The sequence below is a fragment of the Streptomyces sp. NPDC001904 genome (assembly GCF_040297005.1).
Taxonomy (GTDB): Bacteria; Actinomycetota; Actinomycetes; order Streptomycetales; family Streptomycetaceae; genus Streptomyces.
In genome coordinates, this window is record NZ_JBEOYI010000009.1 from 100,327 (window position 1) to 111,321 (window position 10,995).

General features: G+C 72.8%; 7 protein-coding genes. 2 read left to right on the forward strand and 5 right to left on the reverse strand.

Annotation, left to right across the window (positions count from 1 at the left end):
- Positions 1-121 precede the first annotated feature (121 nt).
- From ABT127_RS17165 to ABT127_RS17185, 5 genes are all read right to left on the reverse strand, one after another.
- Complete coding sequence (locus tag ABT127_RS17165) at positions 122-2,068, reverse strand: acyl-CoA dehydrogenase family protein (RefSeq protein ID WP_351450155.1); 1,947 nt, start codon at positions 2,066-2,068, stop codon at positions 122-124.
- A 114-nt stretch (positions 2,069-2,182) separates the two neighbouring features.
- Positions 2,183-2,611, reverse strand: coding sequence for a DUF6892 domain-containing protein (locus ABT127_RS17170; protein WP_351450158.1), 429 nt, complete (start codon positions 2,609-2,611; stop codon positions 2,183-2,185).
- A gap of 103 nt (positions 2,612-2,714) precedes the next feature.
- Positions 2,715-4,160 (reverse strand): aldehyde dehydrogenase family protein, encoded by a 1,446-nt coding sequence (locus tag ABT127_RS17175; protein ID WP_351450161.1) that lies wholly within the window; start codon positions 4,158-4,160, stop codon positions 2,715-2,717.
- 320 nt (positions 4,161-4,480) lie between these two features.
- Positions 4,481-6,148, reverse strand: coding sequence for a PucR family transcriptional regulator (locus ABT127_RS17180; protein ID WP_351450163.1), 1,668 nt, complete (start codon positions 6,146-6,148; stop codon positions 4,481-4,483).
- 174 nt (positions 6,149-6,322) lie between these two features.
- Positions 6,323-8,458: an ATP-binding protein gene (locus tag ABT127_RS17185; protein ID WP_351450165.1), complete on the reverse strand. Its 2,136-nt coding sequence runs from the start codon at positions 8,456-8,458 to the stop codon at positions 6,323-6,325.
- A 285-nt stretch (positions 8,459-8,743) separates the two neighbouring features.
- Between ABT127_RS17185 and gabT the strand changes: the two genes are divergently transcribed.
- Both gabT and ABT127_RS17195 read left to right on the forward strand, forming a co-directional pair.
- Entirely contained in the window at positions 8,744-10,078 is a 1,335-nt protein-coding gene (gene gabT, locus ABT127_RS17190; protein ID WP_351450168.1) for a 4-aminobutyrate--2-oxoglutarate transaminase, read from the forward strand.
- A gap of 372 nt (positions 10,079-10,450) precedes the next feature.
- Entirely contained in the window at positions 10,451-10,981 is a 531-nt protein-coding gene (locus ABT127_RS17195) for a phosphatase PAP2 family protein (RefSeq protein ID WP_351450171.1), read from the forward strand.
- The last annotated feature ends 14 nt before the right edge of the window (positions 10,982-10,995 follow it).

The window sequence follows — 10,995 nt, forward strand, 5'->3', positions numbered from 1 at the left end:
CATATGGGGTGGGATTCCGGAAGCTGCCGGGCCGGAACAGGCGGGGCGCGTGCTCCCTCCCGGCTCGACCTCGAACGACCGGCCCCCGCCGCCTCGGGCGGTGGGGGCCGTGGGCCGGAGGTCACCCCTTCTCGATCACCCGGCGCAGATTCGGCCGGGGAGCCTCACCCTTCTTGGCGTCCGCGATCCACGGTCCGTCGCCGCTCGGGTCGACGACACCCTGCTCCAGCCAGGTGTACGTACCGCCGAGCACGCCCTTGACGACCTTGCGGTCCAGCTCGTCGGTGTTGGTCCACAGCCGGTCGAAGAGTTCGTCGACGCGGATGCGGGCCTGGCCGCAGAAGACGTCGGCGAGCTGGTACGCCTCGCGGCCGTACTCCTCGGTGGTGCGCAGGAGTTCGGCGCGCACGCAGGCCGCGCTCATCGCGAACAGTTCGGCGCCGATGTCGACGATGCGGCCGAGGAAGCCCTGCTTGGTCTCCATGCGGCCCTGCCAGCGGGACATGGCGTAGAAGGTGGAGCGGGCCAGCTTGCGGGCCGAGCGCTCCACGTAGCGCAGATGGCCGGACAGGTCGCGGTGGCCCGCCGGGTGGAACTCGCCGTACGAGCGCGGGAGCTGACCGGGGCCGGTGACCAGCTTGGGCAGCCAGCGGGCGTAGAAGCCGCCCGCCTTCGCGCCCGCCCTCGCCTTGTCGGACAGGGACTTGTCGGGGTCGATGAGGTCGCCGGCGACGGAGAGGTGCGCGTCGACCGCCTCACGGGCGATCAGCAGATGCATGATCTCGGTGGAGCCCTCGAAGATGCGGTTGATGCGCAGGTCGCGGAGGATCTGCTCGGCGGGGACCGCGCGTTCGCCCCGCTCGGCGAGCGACTCGGCGGTCTCGAAGCCGCGGCCGCCGCGGATCTGCACCAGCTCGTCCGCCATCAGGCAGCCCATCTCGGAGCCGTACAGCTTGGCGAGGGCGGCCTCGATGCGGATGTCGTTGCGGTCCTCGTCGGCCATCTGCGAGGAGAGGTCGACGACGGCCTCCAGGGCGAACGTGGTCGCCGCGATGAAGCTGATCTTCGCGCCGACCGCCTCGTGGAACGCGACCGGCTTGCCCCACTGCTCGCGCGCCGCCGACCACTCGCGGGCGATCTTCAGACACCACTTGCCGGCGCCGACGCACATCGCGGGCAGCGAGAGCCGTCCGGTGTTGAGGGTGGTGAGCGCGATCTTCAGTCCGGCGCCCTCGGGCCCGATCCGGTTCGCCGCCGGCACCCGGACCCGGTCGAGGCGGGTGACGCCGTTCTCCAGGCCGCGCAGGCCCATGAACGCGTTGCGGTTCTCGACCGTGATGCCCTCGGATGCGGCCTCGACCACGAACGCGGTGATGCCGCCCTTGTGCCCCTCGGACTTCGGGACGCGCGCCATGACGACGAGCAGATCGGCAACGACGCCGTTCGTCGTCCACAGCTTGACGCCGTCGAGGATGTACGAGTCGCCGTCGGGGACGGCGGTGGTGGCGAGCCGGGCCGGGTCGGAGCCGACGTCCGGCTCGGTCAGCAGGAACGCGCTGATGTCGGTACGGGCGCAGCGCGGCAGGAAGGTGTCCTTCTGCTCCTGCGTCCCGAACAGCTTCAGCGGCTGCGGTACGCCGATGGACTGGTGCGCGGAGAGCAGGGCGCCGATCGCCGGGGACGCGGAGCCGACCAGGGCGAGCGATTTGTTGTAGTACACCTGGGTGAGGCCGAGCCCGCCGTACTTCGTGTCGATCTTCATGCCGAGCGCGCCGAGTTCCTTGAGCGCGTTGACCGTCTCGTCGGGGATCTTCGCCTCGCGCTCGATGCGGGCCGAGTCGATCTCCGTCTCGCAGAAGTCGCGCAGCTTGGCCAGGAACTCCTCGCCGCGCTGCGCGTCCTCGTCGGCGGGCAGCGGGTGGGGGTGGATGAGGTCGATCCGGAACCGGCCGAGGAACAGCTCCTTCGCGAAACTGGGCTTGCGCCAGTCCTGTTCGCGTGCGGCCTCGGCGACCTGCCGGGCCTCCCGTTCGGAGACCTTCGCCTGATGCTGGGGTGTTGCGGACATGAGGTTCACCTCGCCGCTTCGGGTCCACCGGCCCGGTCCCGTTACCGGCCGGTGCTACCCGATCGTATGTACCCGAAAACAGGCATGTCGACCAGTCCTCGGACCCGGTTGGCTCTAGTCGGCGTCGATGCCGCGCGTGGTGAGGGCGGCCCGCAGCTCGGGGCCGAGGAACTCCGATCCGGTGACGCGCCGCAGGTTGGGCAGCAGCGCCAGGTCGTCGAGCACCCGGATGTCGAACAGGTCGTCCTCCCCGTCCCACACCGGCGCGCACTCCTGGTACACCCGCAGCCCGCCGTCCATCACCAACTCCTCCACGGAGGCGAGGAGTTCGTCACCTATCTCCAGTGCCTCGAAGTACTCCCGCGCCTCCGGCACGATCTTGTACGCCAGATCGTGGTCGTACGCGTACGTCCACGGATCGTCCCCGAGCCCGCGCTCCTTGAGCAGATCGGCGATCCGGAACGCCGGCGCGAGGGTCCCGTCGGTGTACATGAGCTGCTCGACGACGACGAGCTTGAAGTTGAGGTCGGTGAAGGTGGCCATGGGGGGAATGTAGGGGGCGGCACTGACAACGGGGCCGGCGCGCATGCGGAACGGCGGCCCGAACCCCCGCACAGTGGGTTCGGGCCGCCGTTCTGTCAGGGACCTACAGGGCGAGGCCGGTCAGGACCAGGACGCGCTCGTAGGTGTAGTCGTCCATCGCGTAGCGGACGCCCTCGCGGCCGACGCCGGACTGCTTGGCGCCGCCGTACGGCATCTGGTCGGCGCGGTAGGAGGGGACGTCACCGACGACGACGCCGCCGACCTCGAGGGCGCGGTGGGCGCGGAAGGCGGTCTGGAGGTCGTGCGTGAACACGCCCGCCTGGAGGCCGTACTTGGAGTCGTTGACGGCGGCGAACGCCTCGGCCTCGCCGTCGACCTTCTTCACCGTGAGGACGGGGCCGAAGACCTCCTCGCAGGAGATCGTGACGTCGGCCGGTACGTCGGCCAGGACGGTCGGCGCGTACGTGGCGCCGTCGCGCTTGCCGCCCGCGAGGAGGGTGGCGCCGGCGTCGACGGCCTCGGTCACCCAGGTCTCCACGCGCTTGGCGGCGTCCTCGCTGACCAGCGGGCCCACGTCGGTGGCCTCGTCGGCCGGGTCGCCGGTGACCTGCGCCTCGACGGCGGCGACGATCTTCGGGAGCAGCCGGTCGTAGACGGCGGCGTCGGCGATGACGCGCTGCACCGAGATGCAGGACTGGCCGCCCTGGTAGTTGGAGAAGGTCGCGATGCGGGTCGCGGCCCAGTCGAGGTCCTTCTCGGAGGCGTAGTCGGCGAGGACGACCGCCGCGCCGTTGCCGCCGAGCTCCAGGGTGCAGTGCTTGCGCGGGACGCTGTCCATGATCGCGTAGCCGACCGGGCCCGAGCCGGTGAAGGAGATGACCGGGAGGCGCTCGTCCTGGACCAGGGCGGGCATCTTGTCGTTCGGGACGGTGAGGACCGACCACGAACCGGCCGGGAGGTCCGTCTCCGCGAGCAGCTCGCCCAGGACGAGGGAGGAGATCGGGGTCGCGGGCGCCGGCTTCAGGATGATCGGGGCGCCGACCGCGATGGCCGGGGCGACCTTGTGGGCGCTGAGGTTCAGCGGGAAGTTGAACGGCGCGATGCCGAGGACGACGCCCTTCGGGATGCGGCGGGTCAGGGCGAGGCGGCCCTGGCCGCCGGCGTCGGTGTCGAGGCGCTGGGCGTCACCGCTGTTCCAGCGGCGGGCCTCCTCGGCGGCGAACCGGAACACGGAGACCGCGCGGCCTACCTCGCCGCGGGCCCACTTGATCGGCTTGCCGTTCTCGGCGGAGATCAGCTGGGCGATCTCCTCGGTGCGCTCGGTGAGGCGGTCGGCGACGTGGTTCAGGGCCTTGGCGCGGACGTGGGCCGGGGTCGCCGCGAACTCGTCGACCACGGCGTGGGCCGCCGCGACGGCCTCTTCGACCTGGGCCTCGGTCGGCACGGCGACGGTGCCGACCAGGCGGCCGTCGTAGGAGTTGTGGACGTCGAAGGTCTCGTCCCCGGTGGCCTGGCGGCCGGCGAGCCAGAAGGCGTGGGTGGCGGTCATGTGTCTTCTACCGGCCTCTCCGTGTTCGTGGGCTTGTTGCGGGGTCCACGTTAGGTGGGGCGCCGGGTGGATCGGTTTGGCCGGGCTGGAGTGTTCGGGGACCTTTGTTGGACGGTTCGTCGGGTGCCGACCGGTGGCCGCTTCCCGCGCAGTTCCCCGCGCCCCTGAAGCGAGCTTCGCTCGCCCCGGGGCCGGGGGGAAGGCGCGCAAAGCGCAGCCTTCAGGGGCGCGGGGAACTGCGCGACCAGCCACGACGGTGGCGAGCGTGACGCGCAGCGTGCGGCAGCCCGCCCCCACCGGAGCCGCAGACGAACGACCGGCTAGGCGCCGGTCGCCTTCAGGGCCAGCCAGAGCTCCATGCGGACGTCCGGGTCGTCCAGGGAGCGGCCCAGGATCTCCTCCACCCGGCGCATGCGATAGCGCAGGGTGTGGCGGTGGACGCCGAGATCGGCGGCAGCGGCATCCCACTGGCCGTGCCGCGACAACCACGCCCGGAGCGACGCGACGAGGTCTCCCCGACCCGTCGCGTCATGATCGCGCAGCGCCCGCAGCAACCCGTCCGCGAACGCCCGCACCGCGTCGTCCCCGAGCAGCGGAAGGACCGACCCGGCGACGACGTCCTCGTGCTCGACGAGGACCCGCCCGCGCCGCCGCGCGACCGACAGCGCCTGCTCGGCCTGCTTGAACGCGGTGGCCGCCGCGATCGGCCCGGCCGGCGCCGAGAAGCCGATGACCAGTTCCTCGTCGGGGCCGCCCGACGAACCGGAGGCCGCGGACCGGGTGACCTCCAGCGCCTCCGCGTACTGCGCGCAGGCCTCGCCCGCCGCTCCCCCGTCGACCACGAGCAGCACCACGCGCTCCCCGTCCGGCACGACGAGCACGGCCTCGCCGGAGCGCGCGGCGGCGGACTCGACGATGTCGATGAGGACCGGGACGGGGTCGCCGGGCGCACCGCCCGCTCCGGTCACCGCCTCGGCGAGCAGCAGCGCGGTACCGGCCGGCCGGCCCCCGCTCGGCGCGACGCCGGTGGGCGGCGGCGCCACGGCCTCCGCGAGCACCATCCGGAAGGGCGCGTCGAGCAGCGCCCCGTACAGATCACCGGCGACGGCCCGCGCGTGGTCGGGTTCACCGGCGAGGAGCATGCGCAGCACGGCCGCGCCGATCCGCTGCTCGGCGGCGTACAGGGCCCGTGAGCGTTCGGTGGTGAGCGTCAGCAGGGCGATGGCGGAGTGCAGCGCGTACCGCTCGGCGGTGCCGAGCGCGGCGGCCGTGCCGACCGCGAGCGCCGCGCGCGGCCTGCGACCGGTGCCGATGGAGTGCAGTTCGACGCGGTCGGTGCCGTTGTCGGAGCCGCCCGCGACGACCGCGCTGGCCGGTGCGGGGCGCTCCCGGAGCCGTTCGACGTCGGGGGTCAGCCGGGCCGCCCGCCGCCCGGCCCACTCCGGGGCGGTGGCGACGACGGCGCCCGAGGCGTCGTACAGCGCGGCCCAGCCGTCGACCTGGGCGGCGAGCACGGAGAGCAGTCCCTCGGGGCCCTCGCCGAGCGCCTGCTTGGTCAACTCGCGCTGGGCGGCGAAGCCGGAGGTGACGGCCCGGTACTGGTCGGCGGCGATGGCGGCGGAGACGGCCTTGCTGATGGCGATGAAGGGCGTGCGGGGCGGTACTTCGAGGAGCGGCAGGCCCTCGTCCTGGGCGGCCCGCACCAGCGCGTCGGGCACGGCGTCGTAGTTGACCCCGACCGCGAAACCGAGGCCGACGACGCCCGCGCCGACGAGCCGTTTCACGTAGCGGCGCATGGCCTCCGGGTCGTCGGCGTCCAGCTTGAGGGCGGTGATGAGCAGCAGCTCGCCGCCCTCCATGTAGGGCACCGGATCGGCCAGCTCGCTCACGTGTGCCCAGCGAACGGGGGTGTCCAGGTGCGCCTCGCCCGCGCGCACGGTGAGTTTGAGCGCCGAGTGGTGGACGAGCGAGGCGAGCGTGGGCGGCATGGGGGCCTTCAGGTGTGCTGTGGGGGGAGGGCAGACAGGCGGGCGGACAGCGGAGTTGTGAAGCTTTTGGACTCTCCGTATGAACGCCCCGTGCCGATTCTGCCTCACCGTACGTACTCCCGGGGCCCCGCCCCCGCGTCCCCCGGGGCCACGGGCACGCCCGCCGGGCCGCCGTCAGCCGCGCAGATCGACCAGGAGCGGCGGCGCGTGCTCACCGCGCACGGTGGTGAGGGAGAGCACGGCGTGGCCGGGCGGGACGGCGTGCGCGAGGTCGGAGGCGGACCAGCGTTCGCGCTCGACCTGGCGGACGGTGATCGCGCGGGCGGTCGGCGCCCGCCCGGTGATCACCCGGCGCACCGCGTGCAGTGCCTTGCCCGCGGGGGTCTCGGCGATGATCTGCCGGTCGGTGACGTCGCGGGTCTCGGTCCACTCCTTACCCCAGACCTCGGCGAAGTCCTGACCGTCCCACGGGGTGAGCCCGGACAGTGCCATCCGGCAGCCGACCGCGCCGAGCAGCGGGGAGCGCAGGGCGCGCGGCACGTCGTCGAGGGTGCGCAGGGTGAGGACGGCGCCCGCGTTGGCCGAGCGCAGACGCTGCACGGCGCGCACGGCCTGCGGGGTGACGACCCCGGTGGCGTCGTCGAGGACGAGGCAGGCGAACAGGGAGCGGTCCTCGCGCACCGCCACGTTCGCCGTGAACTGGGCGAGCACGAGCCGGGCCAGGATCCGGGAGGCGTCGGCGTGCCCGCGCTCGGGCAGGTCGATGCGGACCCGGACCGGGTGGTCGAGGGCGCGCAGGGAGAACGGCCGGGTCCGCCCGGAGGTGTCGAAGAACGAGGCGAAGGCGGGCCGGTCGAGCAGGGCGATCCGGTCGGCGAGGACGGCGCCCACGTCACCCGACTGGCTCAGCTGCCGCTCCCGCGCGTCCAGCTCGCGCAGCATCGCCTCGTGCCCGGCCTCGGTGAGCGCCTTGCGCAGCGCGCCGAGGGCGGTGGGCGCCCCGTCGAGCAGCTGCCGCAGTTCGGGGACGGACGGGAAGCGGCCGTGCACCGCGTGGTACGGGCCGAGCAGCTGGCCGAGGACGGTCGTGGAGCGGCGGCTGTCGCCGCTGGGGTGCGGGTCGGCGAGGTCGCCGACGAGCGCCTCGGCGAGCACGGCCGCGGCCTCGTCCGGATCGGTGGAGCCGCCGTACAGGTCGAGGTCGTAGACGGAGTCGGACTGGCCGACGCGGACCACGACGTCGTAGGCGTCCTGCGGGCCCAGCCCGGCGCCGGCCGCGCCGACGACGATCACGGCGGCCCGTCCGGCGAGCGCGCCCAGGCAGAGCGACTCGGCGAGCGGCCACACGACGGCGCTGGTCTTGCCGGCACCGGGCGGACCGACCGCGAGCAGCGAGGTGCCGAGCAGGTCGGGGCCGACACCGAGGCCGACACCGCGGTACGCGTACGGGTTGCGCTCGTCGTCGGCGGCGGCGCCGAGCCGGACCTGCGCGGTGCCCAGGTCGTGGCGGGCCGCTCGGGCGGGCAGGTCGCGGACGCCGGAGGGGTGCGGGCAGGCCGCGGCGCCGTCCTTGACCACGGCGGCGGAGAAGGCGGCGAGCGAGTGCTTGCCGCGCTTCACGCCCTGCCAGGCGCGGGCGATCCGGGCGTGGTCGACGTCGCGCATCAGCCCGGCGCGGGCGTCGGCCCCGAGCCGGTCGGCGGCGTCGACGGCACCGGCCTCGCGCAGGGTGGGCCACTGGACGGGGTCCTTCTCGGGGGCGACGGGCCGGGCGGCCTGCACCGGCTCCGCGGCCTTGCGCCAGGCCGGGTAGCCGAAGCGGCGCCAGATCTCGCCCCAGCGGCCGAGCCGTCCGACGGCGACCATGATGCCGACGGCGAAAACGCCGTAGTAGAGGTACACGACGACGACGGAGGTGAAGGAGTGCGGGGACGCCCAGGAGTCCGGGATCATCGCGTACAGCGGGAGCAGCCACCAGCCGCCCAGGTAGCCGTTCCACAGCAGCGACCAGACCAGCCAGCCCACCAGGAACGCGATGACCGCACCGCTGAGCAGCTGTCTGGTCGGGGTCACCGCCGGTTCCACCTCGGGCCGCGGCCGGTGTCCGAACCGCCACATGCCCGGTGCGGCGGTCGGCCGCGGGGTGCGCAGCCAGGTCAGGAACTCCGACCCGGCGGCCGCCTCGTCGCGCACGCCCGGTGCGTGCGCGGGACGCGGTGGCGGTGCGACCGGGCGGGCCGGATGCGGTACGGCGGCACGGCCGTGCTCCGCGGCGGCGCCGCTCGTGCCCTGCGTGCCCTCGGTGTCCATGGCCCGTGCCCCCTGCTCAGCGCATCTTTTTCTGCGAATCGGCCTCAATGTAGTGCCCGTACCTAGGGAGTTCACCGGTTACGCGCCCCGTTACGCGCGCCTTCGGCAGGTACGTACCTCCGTATGTATATGTCCACGGCGGACAACGGCCCGGGACGACCCCACCCCGATGGAGCATGACCGGCCCCTTCCTTCGCCCCTAACCTGCGAGGAAAGCCCCCGTACATCCCGGCGAAACCGGACCAGAGCCCGGTGACACGCCCTCTTCACCACAAGGAGCCCCGCATGAGCGACATCCCGCAGGAGCGCCGCGTCGTCACCGCCATCCCCGGCCCGAAGTCGCAGGAGCTGCAGGAGCGCCGCCTCGCCGCGGTCGCGGCCGGCGTGGGCTCCACGCTGCCGGTGTTCACCGCCCGCGTGGACCGCGGCATCATCGAGGACGTCGACGGCAACCGTCTGATCGACTTCGGTTCCGGCATCGCCGTGACCTCGGTCGGCGCCTCCGCCGAGGCCGTGGTCCGCCGCGCCTCCGCCCAGCTGCAGGACTTCACCCACACCTGCTTCATGGTCACGCCGTACGAGGGCTATGTGGAGGTCGCCGAGGCCCTCGCGGAGCTGACGCCGGGCGACCACGCCAAGAAGTCGGCCCTGTTCAACTCCGGCGCCGAGGCCGTCGAGAACGCCGTCAAGATCGCCCGCGCGTACACCAAGCGCCAGGCGGTCGTCGTCTTCGACCACGGCTACCACGGCCGTACGAACCTGACGATGGCGCTCACCTCGAAGAACATGCCGTACAAGCACGGCTTCGGACCGTTCGCCCCCGAGGTCTACCGCGTACCGGTGGCCTACGGCTACCGCTGGCTGACCGGCGAGGAGAACGCGGGCGCCGAGGCCTCCGCCCAGGCGATCGACCAGATCACCAAGCAGATCGGCGCGGAGAACGTCGCCGCGATCATCATCGAGCCGGTACTCGGCGAGGGCGGCTTCATCGAGCCGGCCAAGGGCTTCCTGCCCGCGATCCGCGAGTTCGCCTCCGACAACGGCATCGTGTTCGTCGCGGACGAGATCCAGTCCGGCTTCTGCCGCACCGGCCAGTGGTTCGCGTGCGAGGACGAGGGCATCGTCCCCGACCTGATCACGACCGCCAAGGGCATCGCGGGCGGCCTGCCGCTCGCCGCCGTGACCGGCAGGGCCGAGATCATGGACGCCGCGCACGCGGGCGGCCTCGGCGGCACCTACGGCGGCAACCCGGTGGCCTGTGCCGGTGCGCTCGGCGCCATCGAGACGATGAAGGAGCTCGACCTCAACGCGAAGGCGAAGGAGATCGAGGCGACGATGAAGGCCCGCCTGACGGCGATGCAGGAGAAGTTCTCCGTCATCGGCGACGTGCGCGGCCGTGGCGCGATGATCGCCATCGAGCTGGTCAAGGACCCGGCGACCAAGGAGCCGGACGCGGCGTCCACCGCGGCGATCGCCAAGGCCTGCCACGCCGAGGGCCTGCTCGTCCTCACCTGTGGCACCTACGGCAACGTGCTGCGCTTCCTGCCGCCGCTGGTCATCGGCCAGGACCTGCTCAACGAGGGCCTGGACATCATCGAGAACGCTCTCGCCGCGCTCTGAGCGGAACGGCGGTCGGAGCATGTGAAGAAGGTGTGGGGGCCCCATGGCAGCTTGCCGAACCGGCTGTCGTGGCCCCCATTCCCTGACGTACGGTTTCCGCAGATGAGAGAAACACCCCGCCCGCAGGGGACTGCGGGCGGTTCCGGGTCGGAGCCTCCCCAGCCCTGCCCTGGTCGTGCCCTCGCGCACACACCCGGAGCCTCCGGCTCCGGAACTCCTCACCGATCGGACGGTCGCCCGCCCCAAACCCCCCGGGGCGCGCGGCACGCCGATCAGATCGGGCGCCTCGGAGCTACCCCCCCTGCTCCGGGGCGCCCGGCCACTTTTCTGGCCGCCTTCGCGGCTCTCCTCTTCGCGGTCCTCACCTGGCAGGTGGCGGCGGACGGCCCGCTCCTGGCCCCCGACGAACGTCTCGGCACCGCGATCCGCACCAGCGCCGTCCCGTCGGGCCCGGCGGAGTTCTTCGCCGACCTCGGCAATCTCCAGATCGCACTCCCGGTCATGGCCGCCGTCCTCGCGTACGTCACGTGGCGCACCCGCCACTGGCTCCCGGCGACGACCGCCGCACTCACGATGGTCCTGACCCTGGCCGTCGTGGCCCCCCTCCAGTCCCTCCTGGCCCGCCCCGGCCCACCCCCGATGTCTCCGGAGACGGGCTTCTACCCGTCGGGGCACGCGGCGACGGCGGCGGTGGCGTACGGGTTGTGCGCCCTGCTCCTCGGCAGACGTGAACCGGCCTACGGATACGTCGTGTTGAACGTGGGCGTCGGGATCGGCCTCGTACGGCAGGGCTATCACTGGCCGGTCGACGTGATCGGCAGCTGGTGCCTGTCGGTCCTGCTGCTCACCGGAGTCGCCCACCTCCTGGCACGGTACGGTCGACAGCCGGACGGCGATGGTTGACGGAGGGGGCTGCG

What these genes read in the sequence shown, in the direction of transcription:
- ABT127_RS17165 (WP_351450155.1), bottom strand. Translation starts at nt 2,068, where the DNA reads ATGTCCGCAACACCCCAGCATCAGGCGAAGGTCTCCGAACGGGAGGCC.
- ABT127_RS17185 (WP_351450165.1), bottom strand. Translation starts at nt 8,458, where the DNA reads ATGGACACCGAGGGCACGCAGGGCACGAGCGGCGCCGCCGCGGAGCAC.
- gabT (WP_351450168.1), top strand. Translation starts at nt 8,744, where the DNA reads ATGAGCGACATCCCGCAGGAGCGCCGCGTCGTCACCGCCATCCCCGGC.
- ABT127_RS17180 (WP_351450163.1), bottom strand. Translation starts at nt 6,148, where the DNA reads ATGCCGCCCACGCTCGCCTCGCTCGTCCACCACTCGGCGCTCAAACTC.
- ABT127_RS17175 (WP_351450161.1), bottom strand. Translation starts at nt 4,160, where the DNA reads ATGACCGCCACCCACGCCTTCTGGCTCGCCGGCCGCCAGGCCACCGGG.
- ABT127_RS17170 (WP_351450158.1), bottom strand. Translation starts at nt 2,611, where the DNA reads ATGGCCACCTTCACCGACCTCAACTTCAAGCTCGTCGTCGTCGAGCAG.